Annotated in this window: 22 protein-coding genes, 1 pseudogene and 1 other annotated feature; of the genes and pseudogenes, 14 read left to right on the forward strand and 9 right to left on the reverse strand. The window is 39.8% G+C overall.

Going from position 1 to position 25,031, the window contains the following annotated elements:
- The 3 genes from V7077_RS21975 to V7077_RS21985 all read right to left on the reverse strand — a co-directional run.
- Positions 1-609: LysM peptidoglycan-binding domain-containing protein (locus V7077_RS21975; RefSeq protein WP_335505893.1), on the reverse strand; the 609-nt coding region annotated here is incomplete at its 3' end.
- A 185-nt stretch (positions 610-794) separates the two neighbouring features.
- Positions 795-986: a hypothetical protein gene (locus V7077_RS21980; protein ID WP_335505894.1), complete on the reverse strand. Its 192-nt coding sequence runs from the start codon at positions 984-986 to the stop codon at positions 795-797.
- 291 nt (positions 987-1,277) lie between these two features.
- Positions 1,278-4,361: an efflux RND transporter permease subunit gene (locus V7077_RS21985; protein ID WP_335505896.1), complete on the reverse strand. Its 3,084-nt coding sequence runs from the start codon at positions 4,359-4,361 to the stop codon at positions 1,278-1,280.
- Between the two features lie 95 nt (positions 4,362-4,456).
- Between V7077_RS21985 and V7077_RS21990 the strand changes: the two genes are divergently transcribed.
- A complete protein-coding gene (locus V7077_RS21990) occupies positions 4,457-5,284 on the forward strand; it encodes a TetR/AcrR family transcriptional regulator (protein ID WP_335505898.1) in 828 nt (275 codons plus the stop codon).
- A 103-nt stretch (positions 5,285-5,387) separates the two neighbouring features.
- Here V7077_RS21990 and V7077_RS21995 read toward each other — a convergent pair whose 3' ends face one another.
- Positions 5,388-6,632, reverse strand: coding sequence for a cation:dicarboxylate symporter family transporter (locus V7077_RS21995; RefSeq protein WP_335505901.1), 1,245 nt, complete (start codon positions 6,630-6,632; stop codon positions 5,388-5,390).
- Between the two features lie 309 nt (positions 6,633-6,941).
- On the opposite strand from V7077_RS21995, the gene V7077_RS22000 reads away from it, so the two are divergent.
- From V7077_RS22000 to V7077_RS22025, 6 genes are all read left to right on the forward strand, one after another.
- Positions 6,942-7,184 (forward strand): hypothetical protein, encoded by a 243-nt coding sequence (locus V7077_RS22000; RefSeq protein WP_335505903.1) that lies wholly within the window; start codon positions 6,942-6,944, stop codon positions 7,182-7,184.
- Between the two features lie 93 nt (positions 7,185-7,277).
- Positions 7,278-7,496, forward strand: a complete 219-nt coding sequence (locus tag V7077_RS22005) for a hypothetical protein (RefSeq protein WP_335505905.1) — start codon at positions 7,278-7,280, stop codon at positions 7,494-7,496.
- A 218-nt stretch (positions 7,497-7,714) separates the two neighbouring features.
- The gene (locus tag V7077_RS22010) at positions 7,715-8,524 is read left to right on the forward strand and encodes a hypothetical protein (RefSeq protein WP_335505907.1); all 810 of its coding nucleotides are present in this window, start codon (positions 7,715-7,717) and stop codon (positions 8,522-8,524) included.
- Positions 8,525-8,588: 64 nt separating this feature from the next.
- Complete coding sequence (locus V7077_RS22015) at positions 8,589-9,290, forward strand: HAD family hydrolase (protein ID WP_335505909.1); 702 nt, start codon at positions 8,589-8,591, stop codon at positions 9,288-9,290.
- A 627-nt stretch (positions 9,291-9,917) separates the two neighbouring features.
- The gene (locus V7077_RS22020) at positions 9,918-10,511 is read left to right on the forward strand and encodes a DUF5317 domain-containing protein (protein WP_335505911.1); all 594 of its coding nucleotides are present in this window, start codon (positions 9,918-9,920) and stop codon (positions 10,509-10,511) included.
- A 176-nt stretch (positions 10,512-10,687) separates the two neighbouring features.
- Complete coding sequence (locus V7077_RS22025; RefSeq protein WP_335505913.1) at positions 10,688-12,526, forward strand: diguanylate cyclase; 1,839 nt, start codon at positions 10,688-10,690, stop codon at positions 12,524-12,526.
- 182 nt (positions 12,527-12,708) lie between these two features.
- On the opposite strand, the gene V7077_RS22030 is transcribed toward V7077_RS22025, so the two are convergent.
- Positions 12,709-14,010 carry an amino acid permease gene (locus tag V7077_RS22030; RefSeq protein WP_335505937.1) on the reverse strand — a complete coding sequence of 434 codons (1,302 nt, stop codon included), beginning with the start codon at positions 14,008-14,010 and terminating at the stop codon, positions 12,709-12,711.
- A 165-nt stretch (positions 14,011-14,175) separates the two neighbouring features.
- Positions 14,176-14,402: a binding site (T-box leader), on the reverse strand.
- Positions 14,403-14,586: 184 nt separating this feature from the next.
- On the opposite strand from V7077_RS22030, the gene brnQ reads away from it, so the two are divergent.
- Complete coding sequence (brnQ, locus tag V7077_RS22035; RefSeq protein WP_335505915.1) at positions 14,587-15,924, forward strand: branched-chain amino acid transport system II carrier protein; 1,338 nt, start codon at positions 14,587-14,589, stop codon at positions 15,922-15,924.
- A 52-nt stretch (positions 15,925-15,976) separates the two neighbouring features.
- On the opposite strand, the gene V7077_RS22040 is transcribed toward brnQ, so the two are convergent.
- Positions 15,977-16,285 carry a spore coat protein gene (locus V7077_RS22040; protein ID WP_335505917.1) on the reverse strand — a complete coding sequence of 103 codons (309 nt, stop codon included), beginning with the start codon at positions 16,283-16,285 and terminating at the stop codon, positions 15,977-15,979.
- Positions 16,285-16,488, reverse strand: a complete 204-nt coding sequence (locus V7077_RS22045; RefSeq protein ID WP_335505919.1) for a hypothetical protein — start codon at positions 16,486-16,488, stop codon at positions 16,285-16,287. The genes V7077_RS22040 and V7077_RS22045 overlap by 1 nt, the downstream gene beginning before the upstream one ends.
- Positions 16,489-16,639: 151 nt before the next feature.
- Between V7077_RS22045 and V7077_RS22050 the strand changes: the two genes are divergently transcribed.
- Genes V7077_RS22050 through V7077_RS22060 form a run of 3 tightly spaced genes read left to right on the forward strand, consistent with a single transcriptional unit; the run spans position 16,640 to position 18,379 of the window.
- Positions 16,640-16,849 carry a spore coat protein gene (locus V7077_RS22050; RefSeq protein WP_335505921.1) on the forward strand — a complete coding sequence of 70 codons (210 nt, stop codon included), beginning with the start codon at positions 16,640-16,642 and terminating at the stop codon, positions 16,847-16,849.
- Between the two features lie 15 nt (positions 16,850-16,864).
- Entirely contained in the window at positions 16,865-17,224 is a 360-nt protein-coding gene (locus V7077_RS22055) for a spore coat protein (RefSeq protein WP_335505923.1), read from the forward strand.
- Between the two features lie 18 nt (positions 17,225-17,242).
- On the forward strand, positions 17,243-18,379 hold the full coding sequence (locus V7077_RS22060; protein ID WP_335505925.1) for a zinc-dependent alcohol dehydrogenase: 1,137 nt from the start codon (positions 17,243-17,245) through the stop codon (positions 18,377-18,379).
- Between the two features lie 20 nt (positions 18,380-18,399).
- Here the strand turns inward: V7077_RS22060 and rbsK are convergent, their stop codons facing one another.
- Positions 18,400-19,341 (reverse strand): ribokinase, encoded by a 942-nt coding sequence (gene rbsK, locus V7077_RS22065; RefSeq protein ID WP_335505927.1) that lies wholly within the window; start codon positions 19,339-19,341, stop codon positions 18,400-18,402.
- A 289-nt stretch (positions 19,342-19,630) separates the two neighbouring features.
- On the opposite strand from rbsK, the gene V7077_RS22070 reads away from it, so the two are divergent.
- A complete protein-coding gene (locus V7077_RS22070) occupies positions 19,631-21,091 on the forward strand; it encodes an alpha-amylase (protein ID WP_335505929.1) in 1,461 nt (486 codons plus the stop codon).
- A 272-nt stretch (positions 21,092-21,363) separates the two neighbouring features.
- Positions 21,364-21,639, forward strand: a pseudogene (locus tag V7077_RS22075) (KGG domain-containing protein); the annotation flags it as partial.
- A gap of 47 nt (positions 21,640-21,686) precedes the next feature.
- On the opposite strand, the gene V7077_RS22080 reads toward V7077_RS22075, so the two are convergent.
- Positions 21,687-23,936, reverse strand: coding sequence for an EAL domain-containing protein (locus V7077_RS22080; RefSeq protein ID WP_335505933.1), 2,250 nt, complete (start codon positions 23,934-23,936; stop codon positions 21,687-21,689).
- 282 nt (positions 23,937-24,218) lie between these two features.
- Between V7077_RS22080 and V7077_RS22085 the strand changes: the two genes are divergently transcribed.
- Positions 24,219-24,935 carry an urease accessory protein UreH domain-containing protein gene (locus V7077_RS22085; protein ID WP_335505935.1) on the forward strand — a complete coding sequence of 239 codons (717 nt, stop codon included), beginning with the start codon at positions 24,219-24,221 and terminating at the stop codon, positions 24,933-24,935.
- Positions 24,936-25,031: the final 96 nt, after the last annotated feature.

Raw genomic sequence — 25,031 nt, forward strand, 5'->3', positions numbered from 1 at the left:
TGGCGCTGCCGGTTGCTGTAGTGCTTCCACTGTAGGTGTCGTCGTCTTAGCAGTTTCCACAGATTTTTGTGGCACAGCCCCAGTGGTTGTGTTATTAATCTCGCCACCACCACTAACATTTAACGTCTGCCCAGGATAAATCGTGTCAGAGTTTAAATGATTGTTAGATTTAAGCTGAGGAACCGTTACATGAAAGCGAGCTCCGATTCCAAAAAGAGAGTCACCTTTTTGAACAGTATAAGAAGAATCACTTTGACTCGTTTCGGCTAATTTCAATTGCTGTCCCATACGAATCAAACTTGAAGTCATACCATTCAAGCGTTTTAGTTCACTTACCGTTGTATTATTATCTCTAGCAATCTCCCAAAGGGTATCACCTTTTTTTACCGTGTAGGTAAGGGAAAGTTTTTGATTCACATAGATTGTATCACTAGAAAGAGCATTCCACTCTTTTAATTGATTAATAGACAAATGATTTGTATGAGCAATTTTCCAAAGGCTGTCTCCTGGACGGACCGTATATGCTGGTTCTTGTGCACTCGCTGAAGCTCCAAACGCTGTGAGAACAAGTCCAGCGGTTGCAGCTGCTGTTACTAAATTTTTCTTCACTTTTTATACTTCCTACCTTCCTTTATTTACTTCAATAGACATAATAATGCAATTTTCGACAAATAACCATCCGACAAAAGTGGTAGTTTACTAGAGCAAATACGTAAAAAGGTAGGACTTTTTATTAAGAAAATGTTTTTAGTTCACTAAAAAAAGAGAAGTGATAAACACTTCTCCCTGCAACATCAACCATTTTCTAGTTCGATCCCCGGTGAAAACATCCCGCCCAGATACTCGGCATGCGCCAAGTACTGCTCTACAAATTCTGTTAAAGTGATCGGTATTCCGGTATCTTCTAACCAATAATCAAAGCTGAGTGCTATATTCTTTTTGATGATATCATTTTGGCTCCAGATGGGGGCAAGCGGATGATCCATACCAGTCAGAACCTCGGAAATCTCATGGATGGTGGTAATTTACAACACCCTCTTTTCAAAAAATGGAAACCTTTTAATTTAATGTATGTAAGAAATGAAATTTAACTCACTCTTTACAAACCTTAATACCTATTTTTAAAAAGTGCTGATAAATGGATGAAAACTGCCGATAAAATCCAAAAAACCGCCGATATATTTGCGAAAACCGCCGATATGTTCCCAAATACCGCCGATAAACCTTCTCTAAGCTTAAAAAACCCTGCAAGACTGAACATCTCGCAGGGCATTTCATTAATTTTCTTGCTCTTCGCTTCGATTCTTCTTAAATAACTTCGATAAGACCTCATAGACAATCGGAACTACGAACAACGTTAACAACGTCGAACTAATTAAACCACCAATTACGGTAATACCAAGACCTTTCGAGATCAAACCGCCGCCGCCTGAGCCGAGTGCCAATGGAATCAGCGCACCAACCGTAGCAATGGCTGTCATCAGAATCGGACGTAAACGTGTGGCTCCGGCTTCAAGAACCGCAGCACGCATTCTTAGTCCATCTCGTTCCATATGAATAATCCGGTCGACGAGTACAATCGCATTCGTGACGACGATACCAATCAACATCAAGAGACCCATCATAACCGAAACAGAAATCGTCTCACCGGCTATCAATAGACCGACAAACGAACCGATGACCGCGAACGGTAACGAGAACAGAATCGCAAACGGCGCGACCCCTTCACGGAAGGTTACTACAAGGATGAAGTAGACGATCGCAATCGCCGCTAACATCGCAGCACCAAGCTGTGTGAAGGTATCGGTCATATCTGCTTGGACTCCGGCAGTGCCGACCGTAACACCTTTTGGCAAATCAAGTTTATCTACTTCTTTTTTGAGACTATCGGTTGCCTTTTTAACATCCTTACCGAGAATGGTTCCAGACACACTCGCATAGTATTCACCTTTACTGCGTGCCAGTGTATTTAACGTAGTTCCTTTTTCCACTTTTACAAGCTGTGAAAGCGGCACAGTCATACCCATCGCTGTTGGTACAGGAGTTTTTAACATTTCATCAATCGATGCCGGCTGTTTCGACTGTTCTTGCTGAACGATCACATCCAGGGATTCACCGTTTTTCTCGATCGTCGTTAACACATCCTGTGTCTTCGTCGGATTCAACATCATCACGAGCTGACCAGTGGTTAATCCATATTTAATCAAATCATTCTGGGCTACTTTAAAGGTGTATTCGACATAAGGATCTTCCGCACTAGACGTAACATCTTTAAGTCCCTTATCCTTCTTCATGACCTTTTCAACCTTATCAACAAATTGGTAGAGTTTATCTAAATTTTCACTATAGAAAGTGTAGCTGACTTCATTGGAACCAACAGACGTTGCACCAAAGTTTTGGCTCTTCCATGTGCCTGATTGGCCAAGGTTTTTTACATATTTTTCGATTTTTTCTTTTACCTTAGGAAAATCCTTTGTATCTGGGTCAAAAATTAGATACATTAATCCCCCGCCGCCGCTGCCGCCAAACATGGCAGTAGATGTGTCCGCTTTATCCGTTACTGATACCTGAACGATATCAATATCATCACGTTTCATCATCTTTTCTTCGACGTATTGGACGTTATCTAACGTCTCATCCTTTAACTCACCTGCTTTAGGCGTGTAAGTTAAATACATGACCTTATCTTGTTCACTGCCCATAAAACTAAAGCCGATTAATGGTGTCAGTGCCAAACTGCCCGCCAATAACAACACCGCAATGATCGACGTAATCACCTTATGATTAAGGGCCTTTTCCAACCCCCACTTATACCATTTCGCTAGCTCGCCAACCTCCTTATGACGTTTACCTGTCTTTTCACTGTATAACTTTTTCTTAAATAGGGTGTGGGACAAGGCTGGTACAACCGTAATCGCGACGAGTAACGAAGCACCAAGCGCAAACGTCATCGTTAAGGCAAACGGAGCAAACAGCTCCCCGACCATTCCGCCGACAAAAATTAATGGTGCAAAGACTGCAACGGTTACTAGAGTAGACGATAGAATTGGTTTAAACATCTCAATCGTCGCCTCACGCACAAGCGCACGTCCAGTTAATTTCTCGTCTTTTAAGTGTAAGCGGCGATAAATATTTTCCACGACAACGATTGAGTCATCGATGACCCGTCCAATCGCAACAGTAATCGCTCCAAGTGTCATAACATTAAGCGTAATATCGAGCCAGTGGAGAATCAGTAAAGCCATGAAAATGGACACTGGAATCGAGATGATCGCTGTAATTGTTGATTTCAAGCTGCGTAAAAACAGCAGGATAATTAAAACAGCAATGAAACCGCCAAAGACAGCTTTTTCCACCATGGTTGAGATGGATTCTTGAATTGGTTTACCTTGGTCAAGGGTCACATCAATATGAAGACCATCGATTTTTGTTTTTTGCTCTTTTACTAGATCCTTAACACTATTAACGACATCAACTGTGTTGGCACGCTGCTCTTTCACAATTTGAATCGCAATTGCTTCTTTCCCATTTGTCCGGGAAACCGACTGCACTTTTCCCACTGTTTCAATTTTTGCAATGTCACTTAATTTCACAAATGGTGATGGATGCGTTTTAGTTGGTGTGACAGGAATGATCGTATTTTTCAATTCATCCGCCGTCATATATTTGCCGTCAATAGCAACAGCCTGCTCACCTTCTTTAAACTGATAAAGGCCTAAAGAAACCGCCATATTGCTGGCTTGAATCATTTGTTTTACTCTATCTTCCGTTAGGCCAAATTCTTTCAATTTGGCTCGGTTATAAGTCAGGTCCACTTCATCGATATGCTGACCTGTAATAGTGGCCGACGCTACACCATCAATTTTTTCAATCTTCGGAACCAGGATATCTTCTACAGTTGAAGTTAAATCCACGATATTTTCTTTTGAACTGCTTACACTGAGAGCTACAACCGGCATCATATTCATACTGATGGCCGTAACCTTTGGTTCTTGCGCTCCCTCTGGTAACTTTACGTCATCTAACGCTGATTTTAAGGCACGTTTTGCCTCGTCCATGTCGATTCCGTATTCATATTCGACCTGAATACTTGACATGTTTGAATATGAATTTGAGTGTACTGATTTTACATGATCAAGACCTTCTGCTGCTTTCTCGATCGGCATCGAAATATCTTCCATTACCTTTTTAGGCGTAGCTCCAGGATAAACACCTGTGACCATCAAGTATGGAATCGATATATTCGGGATAGTTTCCATATTCATTCGCGTACCTGAATAGATTCCAGATACTGTAATGATAATCGTCAGCAGCCAGACGGCCAGTTTATTTCTAAGGACAAAATTTGCTATACCTTTCACGGTTACACCTACCCTTGATTGACTTACTAAGCTCAAGTATTTATACTAATGACCAACCAGTCATTTGTCAATAAATGACGTTAGGAGCAGATGCAATGAAAAAACTATTCATTATGGAAAAAGCACTTGAGCTTTTTGCAAAGCAAGGGTTTGAAGCGACTTCCGTTCAACAGATAACCGAACATTGCGGCATATCGAAAGGGGCCTTTTATTTATCCTTCAAATCGAAGGATGAATTAATTTTGGCCTTAATTGAACATTTTATGAATCAACTCATTTCGAATATTGACTATGCAGTCAGAAACACGAACAAGGACGAGCTGCTATATACCTTTTATTACACAACGTTCCATACTTCATATCAGCATTCAGATTTCGCGCGATTACTGATGAAGGAGCAGTCCCACACCTTTAATCAAGACCTTTTGGTAAAATTACATCATTACGACCGCATCCTCGAGAACACGATCTTAGTTATGCTCGACCAATTATATGGGGAGCAGGTCAGTGAGACGAAATATGATTTAATGTATTGCATCAAAGGATTTATGAATACTTATTCCCAGTTATTTTTCTTTTATCATGTCCCGCTGGATTTGGAGCTTCTGGCGCAGTCATTAGTGGAAAAGACAAACCTGTTAGCGGAGCATACAACGGTTCCGTTTATTTCGGAAGAATTGATGGAGATGGTTAAAACTCCGCTGAAGGAAGAGATCAGTAAGGAACGGATTATGGAATTATTGGAGCAAAAGATTGAGGAAATGGATGAATCAGTGGAAATGGAGTCAATGCTTTTACTCAAGCAGCAGCTGGCTGAGCCAACCTATGGTCCTGTCATTATCCGAGGGTTACTGGAAAATATCCGAAATCATCCGCATTGTAAGTGGATTTCCTTTTTATTACGAAGGTATTATGATTTTTAAAAAGCAGACACGTAATGTGTTCTGCTCTTTTTGTGAAGTTAAAACCCGTACTCATACAAAAAAAGAGACAGAGCGCAATCTGCATCTCTGTCTCTTTCCTATATTAAGCTGCTAATTTACTTTCATCTTTAAGCTTATGACCTTCCCATTTTGACACCACAACGGCAGCCAGGGAATTACCAACGATATTAACACAAGTACGTGCCATATCCAGGATACGGTCAATACCAGCGATAAACGCAAGGCCTTCAACAGGAATCCCAACACTTCCTAATGTCGCAAGAAGGACAACGAACGATACACCTGGAACACCGGCGATACCTTTAGACGTTACCATCAAGACAAGCACTAACGTAATTTGATGTCCAATGCTCATATGAATTCCATACATTTGTGCAATGAACAAGGCCGCAATCGCTTGATAAAGCGTAGATCCGTCAAGGTTAAACGAATAACCAGTTGGAATAACGAAAGAAGTAATCGCTTTTGGACAACCGATCTTCTCCATTTTTTCCATGATTTTCGGAAGAACCGTTTCAGAGCTTGCTGTGGAATAACCTAACAATAATTCGTCTTTTAGATAGGCAATGAACTTGAAGATATTGACTCCCGCAATTTTAGCCGTAATACCTAAAACAACTAAAATAAAGAAGATCATGGCTGCGTAAACGACGATAACTAATTTTCCTAATGGAATAAGTGACGTTAAACCGAATTTTGAAACCGTCACGCCGATTAGGGCAAAAACACCAAGTGGAGCGAATTTCATAACTTGGTTGGTTACATAGAACATGGCATCGGCCGTACCTCTAAAGAAGTTGATAATTGGCGTACCTTTTTCGCCAATCGCCGCTAGACCAAGACCAAACATAACCGAGAAGAAAATAATGGCTAACATATCACCATTTGCTAATGACTGAATAATGTTCGTAGGAACGATATTAACAAAGGTATCGACAAGGGAATGAGTTTCCGTTGTTTTGGCTGTTTCCACATACGTATTGATATCTGTTTTCGTTAAGTGGGAACGGTCGACCCCAGTTCCAGGATGGAACACATTAGCAAATAATAACCCTACGATAATTGCAATAGTGGTAATAATTTCAAAATATAGAAGCGTTTTGCCGCCAAGTTTACCAAGCGATTTCATATCGCCAGTACCAGCAACCCCAACGATAATACTTGAGATAACAATTGGAACAACGATCATTTTAATAAGGCGAATAAAGATATTCCCAATTGGCTGCAGGAAATCAGCTACATGGGGATTCCCGTAAAATATCGCACCTACAATAATACCCAGGGCTAGACCAATGAAAATTTGCCATGCTAGACTTATTCTTTTCATAACCTCTCTCCTTTTCCTTTAAACTCATTACTATATTTACAAAAGTATAAATTAGGTTTAATCAATATCATATCATGATACTACAATATAATTCTAGATTTTTCTTTCGACATACACAACACTGAAAATAATGGCAGTTCCTAATTTAAACTAATTTTATTACTATTGTATTAGTGTAAATTCCCCACAAACTGTGCTCGCGTTAGGTATTTTAGGATAATGCTCCTGGTTTGATATTCCTGTATTGGATCAATTCTCCACGTTAAATCGCTTTCTTTTGAAACTGAATAAAACGGGAAGAAATGGTCCATGCTGTTATTAGAAAAAGAAATCGCTTTGGAGGTTGTGCTAATGGGGAGAGATTTAGAAAGTATTTTTAGAGAGTTAACAATCGTGAAAACAAAGGAATTAGAAGATTGCAACCAAGAGCTTACCAATCCTGATTATAACAACGTGGTAAGGAAAGCATTATTGGTTTATAAACACGGACTTTTAGAGAGTTTAGATATGTACGACCTTTATCTTGAAAAAAGAGATTCGCTCCTTATATAAAGAAAGGCTCCTATAGTGGAGCCTTTTTCATTTCCATTTATTAATACATCCCCTCGCTGCTGAATAATTATAACTAAGGAGAGGGGTAACATAATGGACAATCATGGTTTCTTTCAATTTGTACTATATAAACTCATATCACTCTCAGTCGAGCTAATTTCGCTTTATATCCTCGTCCTATTATGCGAATGGTTTGCTGAAAAAAAGGGATATAACATCTTTGAACGGTCCTTCATAGTCACACTCGTCACGCTGCCAGTCGTAACATTGATTATTTGGACAATCCTGATTGCTAGATTTAAATTGTTTTAAAAAAAACAAATTTGATATCAAATTCTGCTGAAAACGCAAAAATCAGCTCCAAATTTCTCATTTGAGGCTCAAAAAGTGGTTTTACACCCCAAAAACACCTCCAAATTCGAAAAAGTGGAATTCGAATTCCCCCGCAAAACCCGATATCGTAGAGATGCCAGAAATGTCGGAGTCGATAAGGATGGCATCATTCTCTGCGGTTGAAAGGGTGTAAGTAAATGCTCCACTTAAAATCAGGTAATATCGAGAAATTCGAACAGTATTCTCAATTTCGTACCCTTCAGGAATTTAATCACCATATCGAAATGTGGCTGTTAGAACATAAGCAAACTTTTTCAAAAGCTGAATTAATAGGGCTCAAAAGATTGGTCCGATATGCTGCCAAAATTCCTGGTGTTTGCAATGCCAAAATCGGCACTATCTTAAAATCCATCCACGAGGAATACCATGACAACGGCATCTCGCGCTCAACTTTTAAGCGGATGATCTTGAAGGCCAAAGAATTAGGCATCCTCACTGTCTTTGAAACGGAAAGAAAAAACGGTTCACAAACCAGCAATCTCTATCAATTTAATCGTTTTCCTTCAAATGAGCCACCTAAAGAAGAAACGATGAACCACCCTAAAGAAGCTAGTAATCTTTTAAAAACTGAAAAAGATCAAAAGATAAAAGAACGTATAGAAGAGCCAAAATTAGACCATACATATGCAAACGATCGTGTTCCGCAGCCGTTTGTCCAACTCGTTAAGTGCTTCTTTAATGATGCAAAGACAATCGAGGAATATTGGAAAATGGCAAAAATCACTGCCTACCAAAACCTTTGGGAGAATAATCCTGCACTTATTCAGGATGTCGCTATTCAGTCCTTTAAGCAGCTAATCAACAAGCTGAAGTTCAGCCGTAACATCCAAAATCCGTTCGCCTATTTTTATGGAATCTCCTACAATAAATTTTGCAACCTTTTCCATAAAAAAATGCAGGACGAGTATGAGCTGAATGATGCAGAGGTAGAATTCAGGATTGTTTAACTTCACGTCCGAACTTCTGATATTATTATGAATAGAATCTATCCATTTAATAGGAGTGGACAACATGAAAGCCATTTTCTTCGACCTAGATGATACCTTATATGATCAGCTGCAGCCTTTTGAAGCGGCTTATCATCGGGTTTTTTCAACCATTACCGATATTACGATTCTAGAACTCTTTAAAAAAAGCAGAGAATACAGCGATAAAGTGTTTGCCCTTACAGAATCAGGAGAAATGTCTTTAGAGAAGATGCATCAATATCGGATGATCCATGCTTTTAAAGATTTGGGTTATTCGATCTCGACAGATGAGGCCGATGCCTTTCAAAAAGAATACAAAGATCACCAGTACAAAGTTTCGCTTATTCCGGAAATGAAGAATATCCTTCATTATTTAGCCGCGAAGGACATTCCGATTTATGTTACCACCAATGGACCCGCCCACCACCAGCGGTTAAAGCTCGCTTCATTGGATCTGGATGACGTGATTCCCGATTCCAATATCTTTATTTCAAGTGAAGTCGGTTATGCCAAACCGCGCAAGGAATTCTTTGAGTATGTTAATCAAAAAACGAATACCCATCCTGCCGATTCGTATATGGTGGGAGATTCTTTTGCGAATGACATCATCGGGGCCAATCAGGCTGGTTGGAATTCTATTTGGATTAATCCCACGAACAAGCCAAAGGCGATGGGATCAATTCAGCCCACTTATGAGATAAATTCTTATCCGCAACTTGAGGAACTTATTAAATTATTATTTTAGCTTTTTCAATAATCGGTCAGGACGTAGGTTTTGAGTCAAATAGAGTCCATTAGATGGACTCACTTCATTTTTTGTCTATTTGACGAGCTCTATTTGACAAAACAGGGGGGCTACTTCATTTTTTGTCCATTAGACGAGCTCTATTTGACAAAAACGGGGGTCTACTTTATTTTTTGTCCATTAGACGGGCTCTATTTGACAAAACCCAGCGGTCTACTACATTATTTGTACATTAGATAAACTCAATTGGGCAATATCGTCAGGTGGCCAATCATACTATCAAATAACCACTTGTTAATAGACTAAATATTCAGATATTCCGAACAGACGTCGAAAATTCCTGCCCGATACTAAACTTATAATAAACTTTTCCGGCCTACTCTAACCTTCATAATCCTCCGTGAACTCAACCTCGGGTTATTCTTCTATATTTCGACAAATTCCAATAAAATTCAACGCCTACATTTAACGAAATCTACAATTTAGACATATTTTTTCCAATTAATGTATTGCATTCGACAAAACTTTTTGATTAGATAGATATGTTATTGTAAGAATATTTTTCCTTCATGGAATTTTTGCGCTTTTATTACTAGTATTATATTCTAGCATAGGCAGGTTAAATCGATGGTATTTGATGGCATCATTATTTCGTTTATTGTAGGTTTTCTACGCAAAGGGAACTTAAGAGCACTTGCACAATTAAAGTTAAAGTGGGGGTGGATTTTTCCTCTGCTATTAGTCGTGGAATTAGCTGTTTTTAAACTTCAGAACAGCTATAAAATTCTAGGGCAATGGAGCGGATCTATCTACATAATAGTCTATGTTTTAGGCCTCCTATTTTTATTCATAAACCGAAAAAATCGAGGGTTTACGCTCATTCTGATTGGGGTTTTTCTTAATTTTATTGTGATGATTCTTAACGGGGGAAGGATGCCAGTATCGGTCGAAGCAGCATCAATTTTAGATCCAAGCTATACCGAAGTACTAAAAAAAAGTTTATATGCTAAACATACAATGTTAACGTCCTCAACACATCTTGGGTTTTTAGGTGATGTGATACCTATCTCAAAACCCTATCCTAGGACACAAATTATAAGTATTGGCGATATCGTGATGAATATCGGAATCTTCCTTTTTATTCAGTATCTTATGACAGGTCATCGACTGGCGAAAAAGGGTGTCACTGCCTCCCTTTCCTTGAAAGGGGGTGAAAAGTGATGAAAAAAAGTCAAAAACAAGGCATTAAATTAACTGGTATTCTTTATAATGCAATCATTATTGGTTGTGTTATTATTGCATTAACTTCTGGCTATAAATTAGTATAAAAGCAGTACCATAAGGGGAAGTAAATATTTATTTACTTCTCCTACATTATTTATATGAGAGTGATGAACATGCGCATCTTAAAAACACCTGCAAATACATATCTTTTTCTGATTTCAGCGTTAGGCTTATTGTCTTTTGCTTTTTTAATAAAACTTCCGGAATCCTCCCATTTGGATTTGATTATGATCCTTGCTCTAGCAGGATCGATCCTGCTACTTAATTATTACACTATTTTAATACCTCCAAAGGGCAATTCTCTTTCGATGGACTCGTCAATCTATTTAGCAAGTCTATTTATGTATGGACTAGATACAACTCTACTTGTTTTATTCATTTATTCATTCATTTTCTTTATTTCACAAAGAAAGATTGCCTGGTGGAAACACCTGTTTAATTTCGCAGTCTACTCGTTAATGATTATATGTGCCTATTATTCTTTTGTATTTACAAGTGGTTCGACTGGTCCCATCCGTCTAAATAACATCTTTCCCTATTTAATTTCTTTTTGTACTTATTTTGGTTTGAATCTATTATTAGTTGGTATTTATTTCATAATGGCGGCCACCGTAAGCATCATCAACTATTTTAAGGAAATTGTAAAAGAGACCATTGCTACCTATTTTAGTACCCTTGTTCTTTCCTTAGTACTAGTTATTTTAATGAGGCCCGATGAGTTATTCGGTCTATCATTATTTACCTGTATCGCATTCTTATTATCACTAGCATTCAAACAGCATTTTAATTTATTTAAAGAAGTAACCGAGAAAGCAAATAAAGATTATCTAACCGGGTTGAATAACCATGGTTATTTTAAAGAAATCCTAGCGAAGCTGGTAAAGGATGCACAGGACGATGATGAGTCACTAAGCGTAGCCATCCTCGATATCGATGATTTTAAAAAATACAATGACCTGTACGGGCATATCCAAGGAGACCATCTTCTCCAAGAATTCGGGGCCCTCTTGCAAACAGAAGCCGACAAGGCCAATTATATAGTGGCCCGGTATGGCGGAGAGGAATTTGCGATCGCTATGCCCAATACAGACCAAAATAAGGCATATTCATTTATGAACGAGTTGAGAAAGAAAGCCAATGACACTTATTACAGCGGGGTTGAACGTCTCCCCTACGGCTGTTTTTCCTTTTCATGCGGAATCGCTGAATGCGAAAAAGAAACCTACAGTATTTCAGAACTTCTAAACAAAGCAGACCAAGCCATGTACGCAGGGAAAAACCAGGGAAAAAACCTAGTACAAATTTACAATGCAAATTCAGAGTACACAGTCCATCATTCTTTGTTCCTTGAAAAGGAGCTCGAAGAAGCGGAATATCAATTGAAAATTTTCCTCTCAAAGGATGTTTATACCTATCGGCACAGTAAGCGCGTCTACCAATATGCCGTGGATTTTTCACGAATGCTGAATCTAAGTGTGCACGAACGTAAAACCTTGATTCTTGGAGCACTGGTTCATGACATTGGAAAAATTGAAATTCCACGGGAGATTTTAACTAAAAAGGGAAAGCTTGACCCGAGTGAATGGGAAATGATGAAAAAACACGTGACTTTTGGAAAAGAGATAATTTCAACGAACAAGAGGTTAGAAGACTTGATTCCTTTGGTCGAACTTCATCATGAGCGGTACGACGGTAAAGGCTATCCCTATGGACTTGCTGGGAAGTCGATTCCAAAACTAGCACGGATCCTTTGTTTGATTGATTCCTTCGATGCGATGACCACCGAGCGGCCATATCAAAAAACAAAAACGTTCCAAGAAGCCATTGTTGAATTACGCATATGCTCTGGAAAGCAATTTGATCCGCAGTTTATTGAACCGTTTATTTCGATGATTAAGCAATTAGAAGATTCGGGAAAAGAATTAGAAAAAGAATTGATTGCAGTGAAATAGAATTTTCATAGAAACAAACAAATCCTCTTCCTTGTATGAAGAGGATTTGTTTTATTTGTAGTAATAAAGATCAACCCGTGATGAACAAATTTTTAAGCATTTCTATTAGTTCAGTTTGTATAGGTTGACTTTATCTTGTTTTTAATAATAAAGGAGGTCACTTATTACTTTCGGATGGTACTCTATGATTTAACTGCAGCATCTGTCTTTTTCTTATCTATGAAAAAAGAGACACTAATTAGGATTACTAAAATTCCTAAACAGACAAAAATACTTAATCGATTCTCTTCACTGAAGGCAAATGCCACACAGCTAATAATCAATGCTGCTGCCGTAAAAACTGTCACATAAGGAAATCCCCAAACTCGAAAATGAGGCAGTTCCCGATATGTTTTACGAAGCTTGACCTGCGCCAAACAGATGGAAATCCATACCACTGAGACCGTAAACCCTGGTATTGCCATCAAATACCCAAACACACGGTCTGGTGAAAAATACGCCACAAACGTCCCCCCGACAAGAACGACAGCACTCAAGATTACACTGTACAATGGCACCCCGTTCTTAGCCAAAAAGGAAAACTGTTTTGGTGCTTCCCCTTCTGCAGCTAAGGAATATAACATCCGAGTACAGCCATAGATACCGGAGTTCGCTGCAGACAATACAGCCGTAATAAGAACAAAGTTCATAATATGGGCAGAACCGGGAAATCCAACCGCAGATAACACTTGGACAAACGGACTATCCTGATGACCGACTTCGTTCCATGGAATTAACCCACAAATGATTAAGATAGGAACTGTATAGAAGATCACAATCCTCCAGATCACTCCTTTAATCACCTTAGGTAATACCTTTTCGGCATCCTTTGTTTCTGTTAACGTCAAGCCAATCAGTTCTGAACCACCATAAGAAAAGATTACTATTAATAGGGCAGAGAGCACGCCTGACCAGCCATGTGGAAAAAATCCCTGGTGCTGCGTATAGTTTTGGAAGTAGTGAGTTTGATTGCTTGGGATTAGTCCTAATAAAATACCGGCACCTAGGATGATAAACAAAACAATCATCGTAATTTTAATACCAGCGAACCAAAATTCAAACTCGCCATACTTCTTAACATTCATTAAGTTGATCGCCACAATAAAAATGGCGCTAATAAAGCTTAATGACCATAAAGACATCGAAGGAAACCAATACTGCAGAAAGCTTCCTGCTGCGATTACCTCAATCACACAAACGGTGAGCCACATGAAACAGTACAGCCACCCAATAACAAAGGACACTCTAGCTCCAAATGCTAATCGAATAAATCCTTTCATATTCAGCCCGGGATAGGCAATCGCCATTTCGGCAATCGCACTCATGACAACAAGCAGCAATATGCCTGCGAAAAGATAGGAAAAAATAACAGCTGGCCCCGCAATCGATACGGTTTCCGAAGTCCCTTTAAATATACCTGTGCCAATCGCTCCCCCGATTGCCATCAATCGGATATGCCGAGGCAATAATCTCTTTTGTAATTCCAAAATAGTATCCTCCTATTAATTATAACGATGAGAGAGCCGCTCATATACCGCGATGGTAACGGGGCACTCTCTCGGGCAATGAGAATCGCCCAATAAATACAAAAAGTCCCTACTGATCAAATCAGTAGGGACGACAATAATCGCGGTACCACCCTAGTTGCAGACGAAGTCTGCCTCTCGCTTTGTTAACGGTCTAATGACCGTCTTTCCCTCATAAAGGTCTACTTTATTTCGAAAAAGATGCTCAGGGATCGAAGTTCATCCTTATCTTTGTACTGATTTGCACCTTCCATCAGCTCTCTAAAAACAGTGAGATAAGTACTACTTAATATTCCCTTCATTGCTCAATTATGTAAATTTTAAAGAAGTAGTTCCAAATTTCAAGTATGTTCTGTATTATAGAATTTGAATTATTATTCTGTCAATATTTTTTCAAAATACTATATTAAGAAAGATTTATATTAGCAACTCTTATAGCTTACTACTAAAAAAGGTGTTAAAATGAATCAAATTCAACAAGAAGGAGCACATATAATGCAGCAAAAAATATCATTTTCAACCTACGCCATCATTGGGACCATGCTGTTCGGAATGTTCTTTGGCGCTGGAAATTTAATTTTCCCTATCCAGATGGGACAGCTTGCCGGGACGCACTTTTGGCCGGCCTTAATCGGATTCCTCGTAACAGCCATTGGTCTGCCATTTATGGGGATTTTGGCGTTCGGGCTATCCGGGAGTAATGGACTGCGTGACTTAGCGAGCCGTGTTCATCCACTATTCGGTGTCATTTTTGCCATGGCGCTTTACTTAACGATCGGGCCGTTTTTCGCCATTCCGCGGACGGCAACCGTTCCTTTCGTGGTCGGTTTTGAGCCGTTTATTAATCCAGCGCACACAGGACTATATCTCGGCCTTTTTAGCTTTGTGTTTTTTGCAATTGTTTACTATTTTTCATTGAATCCTGCGAAAATCATTGACTATATCGGTAAATATTTAACACCGGCATTTTTAGTATTTTTATTTCTTTTAATCGTTATTGCTATTGTTAAGCCGATGGGCAGCTTTGGAAAGCCGACGGGCGATTATAGCGGATTGGCCTTTATAACTGGGTTTAAAGAAGGCTATAACACGATGGATGCCCTTGCCTCCCTTGCTTTCGGGATTGTTGTCATCAATGCCATCAAGGGACAAGGTATCACAGATACAAAAATGATTGCCAAAGCCACTTGGAAATCGGGGATTTTCGCGATGGCGTTGATGATGCTGATTTATGGATTGATTACTTATATGGGGGCATCGAGTGTATCTGCAATCGGGACCTTCGATAACGGCGGATTGATTTTTGCAGCGGTTGCTCAGCATTATTTCGGATCATTCGGGGCTATTCTTTTAGCGATTATTATTGTACTGGCTTGTTTGAAAACGAGCATCGGATTGATTACTTCCTGCAGTGAATTTTTTAATGGTGTCTTTCCAAAAGTAAGCTACAAAATGTTTGTGTTAATTCTTTGCCTTGTATCATTTATTATCGCGAACTTCGGCTTAAATAATATCATTCAATTTGCGGTACCGGTATTAATGCTATTGTATCCTTTAGCGATTGTTTTAATTTTATTGGCTCTTTTTTCACCACTATTTGGCCATAAGCAAAGTGTGTATGCAGTTTCTATGTTTTTAACTTTTTGCGTGAGTTTCTTCGATGGATACAGCACGTTAGTCGGCAGCTTACCAGGTGCGACGGTCTCGGTATTCGAATCAATTAAAACATTCTATATGAATAACTTACCACTCTATGATATTGGGCTTGGCTGGATTTTACCGGCTGTGGTTGGCGTGATTATTGGCTACTTTTGGCCGACAAAATCAAAATAAGCAGAGGGACGGTTCTTATGCTTCGGAAGCACAAGAACCGTCCCTTTGTTTTTTAGCCATTTGTTTTTTCTGCAAGGTTTGCGGCTGTATTGGCAACGGTTAAATCAACTTGCAGCTGCTCGCTCAGTTCGTGCGGATGGTAGTATCCTTTTGCAATCATATAGTTGGTAATATTCTCATGTGTTTGAATGGCATCTCTTAACTGTTCTCTTAAAGCCGTTCGTAATTCTGGAGTAGCTGCTTCAGTGAGCGCAACGGTATAGTTTCGAACCCCCGCTTTTGCGGCGATTAAAAAGTCGGTGGCAATTACCTGTTCCGTCATCCCGCCCATCCCCATTAAATTTTGAATAAATCCGTTCATTACTGTGCCTCCCGATTGGTGATAAATTGCTGTAATTGTTCAATATGCCGCTGTCCTAAAGTGACATCATTGGCAAGGATGGTTTTTAATTCTTCATCCTGTACAAGTGCACTCATCGTGGTGGATTTTGTTAAACAAAGACTTTTAAAAGTTAACAATTCGTGTAAATCGGTCGTTTCATGAAGCCCTAAAAATTGAACCATTCTGCTCACTCCAATATTTCGGTATTTTCGTTCCCTTATTTTTTCAATAAATAGTGGTCCATATTCATTATTTTTTTAGATAAAATTTATGAAATTGATTTGTTTGGAGAAAATATCTCTGTTAAGAAATGTTAGAACCGGAGGTGCGGAAATGGAACAGGATAAATTAGCCTTACATGAGACATTAGAAACGCATGAAATCATCAATTTTAAAACCGTCTGTTTGCTCAGGTCCAAACTAATGCAGGGAATTTGCTTCAATAATGAGTTGAAACAACTCATGGAAAAAGATGTAAAACAATCAATCCAGGATATAAACGAACTACTTCCCTTTTATAAACAAAGCCAAATACTTCATTAAGCCGGAGGTGCCAACATGCAAGATTACCTTGACCCTCGTAATGCGGAAGGCATGCCCAATTTAGCAGACTCCACATTTGCGATGGATTTTTTACTAACTGTTAAAAATGGAATTCGTAATTATGGTTTTGCCATTACAGAGACGACAAGCCCTGAACTAAGAAGAGTTTTAACAAAGCAGTTGGAAGCAGCCCTTGATTTACACGGAGATCTCTCCGATCTTATGATAAAAAACAAATGGCTTCATCCTTATAATTTTAAAGATCAGTACCCGATTGACCTCAAGGGAGCCGAAACCGCTGTTCAAATTGCGCAAATGACTCTCTTCCCTACTGACACGGATAGGGGCGGAATGTTTGCGACACCAAACCAATAAAAGGAGGGATATTTGAACATGAAAGCTGTTACTTACCAAGGGATTAAAAATATTGAAGTGAGGGAGGTTAAAGACCCCACAATCAAGAACTCCGATGATATTATTGTAAAAGTTACAACCTCTGCCATTTGCGGGTCAGACCTCCATTTAATTCATGGCATGATTCCCAACACGCCTACAGATTTTGTCATTGGCCACGAACCAATGGGAGTGGTAGAAGAAGTGGGCCCCGATGTCCGAAACCTAAAAAAAGGGGACCGGGTCATTATTCCTTTTAATGTAAGCTGCGGATCCTGCTGGTATTGTCAGCATGACCTAACCAGCCAATGTGATAACTCCAATCCACATGGTGACATGGGAGGTTTTTTTGGATACTCCGAAACAACGGGAGGCTATGCTGGCGGGCAAGCAGAATATATGCGGGTGCCGTACGGAAATTTTACTCCTTTTAAAATCCCTGAAAATTGCGAGATGGAAGACGAAAAACTCGTATTGTTGGCGGATGCTGCCTCTACAGCTTATTGGTCTGTTGACCATGCGGGCGTGAAGGATGGAGATACAGTTGTCATTTTAGGCTGTGGTCCCGTTGGCTTGCTCGCCCAAAAATTTGCCTGGTATAAAGGGGCAAAACGGGTCATTGCGGTTGATTATATTGACTACCGCCTGCAGCATGCGAAACGGACCAACAACGTGGAAATTATAAATTTTGAACAGCATGAAAATACGGGACAATATTTAAAGGAAATCACCAAAGGCGGTGCGGATATTGTGATTGATGCCGTTGGGATGGATGGAAAGTGGACACCGATGGAGTTTTTAGCAAGCGGGTTGAAACTTCATGGTGGAGCAATGGGTGCCATTGTTATTGCCAGTCAGGCAGTTCGAAAAGGCGGCACCATTCAAATCACCGGTGTCTATGGCGGCCGTTACAACGGTTTCCCACTTGGGGATATATTCCAACGGAATATCGACATCAAAGCAGGACAAGCACCCGTCATCCCTTATATGCCTTTCCTATACGATTTATTTGCAACCGGAAAAATGGACCCAAGTGATGTAGTTACCCACGTCCTCCCATTAGACCAAGCAAAACATGGCTATGAAGTGTTCGATACAAGAACAGAAGACTGTATCAAAGTTGTATTAAAACCGTGAAGGAATCACGGGGACGGTTCTCATGCTTCCGAAGCATGAGAACCGTCCCCGTGCACCTTTAAAAACTCCTCAATCTCATTTTTTGACGGAATCGATTGTTGGGCTCCATGTTTGGTGACCGCTAAGGCGGATGCGGCTGTGGCAAATAATATGGCTTCCTTGGTATTGTTACCTGAAGCTTTAGCAGCAGCAAATGCGCCGATAAAGGTATCTCCGGCTGCCGTTGTATCAACTGCTTTTACCTTGAAACCGGGAGTAATCAAACAGGTTTCCGTTTTGGAATAATAGTGCGATCCCTTTTCACCAAGTGTAAGAATAACGGATCTCACTCCATGATCCACCAACCAGTTAAGTGCCTGCCCTCTTGCTTCTTCAGTCTCAATCCTTATGCCCGTGACCACTTCCATCTCTGTTTCGTTCACGATCAGAACATCGATCAATTGAAGAATTTCACTTGGAATCTCCAATGCTGGTGCCGGATTAAAATAGGTTTGAACGTTCCGCTGCTGTGCTTCCTTTAACAAAAATAAAGTGGTTTCTAATGGGATTTCATTTTGGACTAACAGAATTTCCGCCTCATCTAACAAACCTAACTGTTCTTCTACATCTTTTATCGTCAGCCTTCCATTTGCGCCTTCAGATAAAATGATCGTATTTTCTCCAGACTCACTAACGGTGATAAACGCCATGCCGGATGTTCCCTCTTTTTTCTTAATGGCTTTCGTATCGACATTCGCTTTAGCCAGTGATTCTACAAGTTCTAAACCATACGGATCACTTCCAATGGCCGCTAACATGCCTACCCGGCCTCCTGCTAATGCAGCTGCTACTGCCTGATTAGCGCCTTTACCTCCTGGCGAATAAACAGTCGACAACCCTTTAATCGTTTCTCCCGGAATCGGATGGTTGACTACCCGGTTTACGATATCCATATTGATACTACCAACTACAAGAATATTCATCTTATCCGCTCCTGTTTAAAATTCGTTTTATAAAAATAGTGTTCCCATTTCAGACAACTCTTCAACTTTTAACAACTAGAAGTATGAGCAGTACTGGAGATGAGGTTAATTTGTGTTTACTACAATTGAAACTATTATACAGTCGTTTTCAACTATATTAATAGCTAAATGAAAAGCCTAATGCTTAAAAAATATTCTTTGCGGGTCCACCCCTAACTGGATTGGTTTACTATCCAACAGGGTAAACACCCTATACTCTACTTTTACATAACCAAGGGGGAAACAGAGTATGGAGAGAAACAAAACCATCATGCAATTTTTCGAGTGGCACCTAGAACCAGATGGCACCCATTGGAGCCGGCTAAAGGAACTGGCCCCGCAATTAAAAGAAAAAGGAATTACTTCCGTCTGGATACCACCAGTCACAAAAGCGTCCACCCCAGACAATAATGGCTATGCCATCTATGACCTATATGATCTGGGTGAGTTTGACCAGAAAGGCTCCGTCCGAACAAAGTTTGGGACCAAGCAGGAACTGCTAGATGCAATAGATGCTTGTCATAATGTCGGCATAAAAGTCTATGTGGATGTAGTCATGAACCATAAAGCAGGAGCGGACGAAACGGAAGTCATTGAAGTCATTGAAGTGGACCCAGAGGATCGGACGAAAGAATTATCTGAACCCTTCGAAATTGAAGCTTGGACAAAATTCACCTTTCCAGGGCGCGGTGAAAAATATTCTTCTTTTCAATGGGACCATACGCACTTTAATGGAACTGATTATGATGCCAGGACAGAAAAAACAGGGATCTTTAAAATCGTGGGCGAGCATAAGGATTGGAGTAAACATGTCGATGATGAATTCGGCAATTATGATTATCTCATGCTTGCCGATATTGACTATGAACATCCCGAAGTAAAACAAGAAGTGATCGAATGGGGAAAATGGCTTGCGGATACCCTTAATTGTGATGGATACCGCATGGATGCCATCAAACATATTAATCACCAATTCATCAAAGAATTTGTAGTCGAGATGCTTAATCATCGTGGTGATGATTTTTATTTTGTAGGAGAAGTTTGGAAGACAGATCTTCATGCCTGTCAAAAATACTTGGATCATATCGATTATCATATCGATTTGTTTGATGTTCCCTTGCATTATAAACTGCATCAGGCCTCCCAAGAAGGCAGCGGTTTTGATTTAAGCACAATATTCGAGGATACCCTTGTAAACACTCATCCTCAGAATGCTGTTACCTTTGTGGATAATCATGACACTCAGCCCCAAGAATCCCTGGAATCATGGGTACAGGAGTGGTTTAAGCCAAGTGCCTATGCCCTTATTCTCTTGAGGAGAGATGGGAATCCATGCCTGTTTTATGGTGATTATTATGGAATCAACGGCCCAGAGCCTGAAGATGGAAAACAGGAATTCCTCGATCGACTTCTGCTGGCCAGGTACAATAAGGCGTACGGGGAACAGCATGATTACTTTGATCATCCAAATACGATCGGCTGGGTTCGTCTTGGTGTAGAAGGTGTTGAAAAATCCGGATGTGCAGTCGTCATCTCGAATGGAGATGACGGGGAGAAAAGAATGTATGTTGGTGAAGATAAGGCGGGGGAAACGTGGGTCGACTTAATGGATTCAAGGGATGAGCAAATCCTGATTGAGGAAAATGGATATGCTACTTTCCCAGTGAACGGCGGCAGCGTTTCGGTTTGGGCTTGCGATTCACAGGAATAAGATAGAAGGCTGTCTTTCTGAATCCACTTTCAGAAAGAGCAGCTTTTTTTCATGGTCATTTTTCATTTGCCGGCGGATTCGATCTATTCATCCGCTTAGGCACGGCAAACTCAATATTGTGCCCGCAGGATTACTTTTTTCGAGAGCTTATTGACGACCGGATTCCCCAAAACATTGAAAAATAGAGAAAAAACAGTTTGAAAACCTGAGAGCCGGGTACATAAAGAATGTAAGTCAATAGCAATTCCAAACTCAAAAAGGAGGAATCTATGATGAACAAAGATCGAAATGAAAAAAACGGAAGTATGACGGTGGAAGAAGCAGGTCGTAAAGGCGGAGAAGAGACTTCTAGAACCCATGACAGAGAATTTTATCAGGAAATCGGCCGTAAAGGCGGAGAAGCTACAGCCGAAAACCATGACAAAGAATTCTACCAGGAAATTGGCCGTAAAGGCGGAGAAGCCACATCTGAAAACCATGATAAAGAATTTTATCAAGACATCGGCCGTAAAGGCGGAGAAGCAAGAGCTGGACAACGGGATAACGATGATTAAAAGGTCATAGATAAAGGGAGAAGATCACTCTTCTCCCTTTTTTATTCGAAAGTAATTGGAAACCGGACTTCAACGGTTGTACCTTGATTTTCCATACTTTTTATGGTGATTGTCCCATTATGTTGTTTTACAATACGAAAGCATAACATTAAACCCAGACCCGTCCCTTTTTCTTTATTGCTATAAAAAGGCTCACCGAGTCTTTTCAGACGTTCTTCACTAATCCCGATACCATTATCGATTATCTTAATCAGAACATACTTACCTTCTAAACTTCCAAGGATTTTAATCCTGCCTTCGGTTACCATAGCTTCCATACTGTTTCTAATAATATTTATGAAAACTTGTTTCACTTGATTACGATCACAGATAATTTTCGGAATCAGGCGATTATATTCTTGATCGATTTGAACATTTTTCAGATTAGCTTCTGGCCGAAGCAATTTCACGACATCTTGAATAATAGAAGTCAGATCGTCCGGTTTCAATTTGAATGGCTGTGGCTTAGCCAAATTTAAAAATTCTTGAAGAATATCCTCAAGCCTTTGAAACTCATCAAAGATGACGTTAAAATATTCCGGTTTTTGAATCCCTTGCTCAAATAGCTGGATAAAACCTTTTATGGAAGTAATCGGGTTTCGGATTTCATGGGCCATACCGGCTGCAAGTTCTCCTACTATCGCTAACTTCTCTGATTGGGCCAATTGTTCTTCTGTTCTCTTCTTTTCTGTTATATCACGTCCCGCAATGATAAAATGTTCCATTTTACCATTACTGCCTAAAACAGGTGTACCAATACCCTCAATTAATACCCAGCTGCCATCTGAATGCAGGAAGCGTGCTTCCATTCGAGCGGATGGTATCTTATTTAAGATTTGTTTATATCGGTCCATGACTTGATCTCGGTCTTCGGGGTGAATTAACAGAAATGAGCTTTTCCCTTCGTAGGATTTTGTTGGGGTGCCCAGTACCCTGCCAAGTGAAGGTGATGCATATAAAATCCGTCCACGATGATCCAGCAGCATAAGGATGTCACTCATATTTTCTGTGATAAGCCGATACCTGGACTCACTTTCTCGTAAAGAAATTTCTGCCTGTTTACGGGCGGTTATATTCACACAAGACCCAATGACCTCGATGACTTCGCCGCCTTTTCTGATGGGGCGTAAACTAGCTAGATAATCAATTCCATTAATCTGGTCTTCATATTGAACCAGTTCTTCTCCAGCCCATGCCCGCTGATAGTAGGGGTTTTTTTTCAAAGCATTTTCCAATGGGAGAAATTCATCTAATCGTTTCCCCACCACCTGTGCAGGGATCAATCCCATTTGATATAGTAATTCCCCATCACAGATGGTGTGAATAAATTGCCCATTTATTCTTTTATACTTAAAAATCATGCCTTGTTGCAAACGGACTGTATCTTGTAACTCTTTTTTGGCTTTATTCAATAATTCCTCATACCAGATCCGCGTCCTTGTATCCTCTGGAATCCCTTGATGATTGACAACTTGTTGAACCTCGAAAAGGTTTTCTTTCAACTCGTTTGCCGGCATCGGTCTACTAAATAAATATCCTTGCCCCTGATCACACAAATGCTGTTGGAGAAAGATGAGTTGTTCCTTTGTTTCGATCCCTTCAGCCACAACCTTTAGGTTTAAATTGTGGGCGATTGAGATAATCGTTTTTACAATCGCTTCATCATTCAGATTTTGATGAAGTTCCCTTACAAAAGACTGATCAATTTTTAATGTATCTATCGGGAATTCCTTTAAATAGTTTAAGGAACTATATCCTGTCCCAAAATCATCAATACTGATTGAAACACCCAGCTTTTTCAATTGCTGTAAGGATAGGATGGTATGATGAATATCTGATTTTATACTTTCAGTTAATTCAATTTCTAAATAGTGTGGTTCCAGCCCTGTTTTTTGCAGAACTTTTTCAATCGTCTTAACAATATTGGAATGAATAAACTGCTTTTGTGATAGATTGACAGAAACGACCGTGAATAATCCTTCCTTTTGCCACTGTTTGATTTGTGTACAAGCAGAAGTTAGCACCCATTCTCCAATCGGGATAATTAAATCTGTATCTTCGGCAATCCCAATGAATTTATCTGGTGGTACCATTCCCCATTTTGGGTGATTCCACCTAATTAACGCCTCTACTCCCACTAATTCACCTGTTCTTAAATCGATCTTCGGCTGATAATGGAGGGAAAATTGGTTCTGTCCAATGGCTTTTTCTAGTTCTACTTTTATACTATGATTGTCTATTGATTCATTCACAAACGATACCCCATCACTGCTGTTTTAAAAAAGATATTGTCAGTTTATCACATTTTTCATCGTAAATGGCTCTATTTTTACCTGAATTTACTAGTTCAAAAGAAGGAAAAAACTTCATACATTACGTAGAAATAAGGAAAGTTCATTTTTATTTGTTTAGTAAACAACTAATGTCCAAAATCATCTGATTCTTTGTTATAATTTTTAAGTTAAGCAGAATCGCATCATTCATTACGAGCATTCATACCTTTTAAAAAAATAGTAACTTATGAGGAGGAAATTATGGAGATTAGTTTTCTTTCCATTCTGGCTTTAGGATTTGTTCTTGGAATCAAGCATGCAATTGAGCCGGATCATGTGATTGCTGTTTCTACCATTGCCAGCCAAAGTAAAAAATTAGTCAAATCCACTTTAGCGGGCGTTTTCTGGGGAATTGGCCATACGGCGACATTATTTATCATTGGCGTTATTCTGATTTTGATGAAGGGTGATATACCGGAGAAATGGGCGATGTCATTAGAGTTTTTAGTGGGAATTATGCTTGTTTACCTCGGTCTAACCACTATACGTTCTTTTAAAGATATTCACATCCATCAGCATGGGCATGATGGTGAACATCATAAACATGTCCATTCACATGTTAATGCCGGTCAACATCAGCATCAGCACCAACACCGAAATGTATCCTACTTGAAATCTTTGTTTATCGGCTTAGTGCACGGTCTTGCTGGAAGTGGAGCAATGGTCTTACTAACGATGAGTACAGTAAAAAGTGTATGGGAGGCTGCCATTTATATCCTCATATTTGGGGCCGGAACCATTTTGGGAATGCTTTTCTTTACAACCATTATTGGAATTCCTTTCGTTTTCAGTGCCAAAAAACAAGTACTAAACAGAACCCTTACCCGGCTGACAGGATTCATTAGCGTCGCTTTTGGGGTCTATTACATGTACAACCTAGCCATAACAGAAGGTTTATATAAACTTTGGCTGCAGTGAGCATAGGTGAGCATGGGGACGGTTCTCTTGCTTCCTTCGGGAAGCAAGAGAACCGTCCCTTTGCTCCACTCTGAGCCCTTCTTATCTGTCGTAGCC

This window comes from Neobacillus vireti, assembly GCF_036962465.1.
In the GTDB taxonomy this organism is placed as follows: domain Bacteria; phylum Bacillota; class Bacilli; order Bacillales; family Cytobacillaceae; genus Neobacillus; species Neobacillus vireti_B.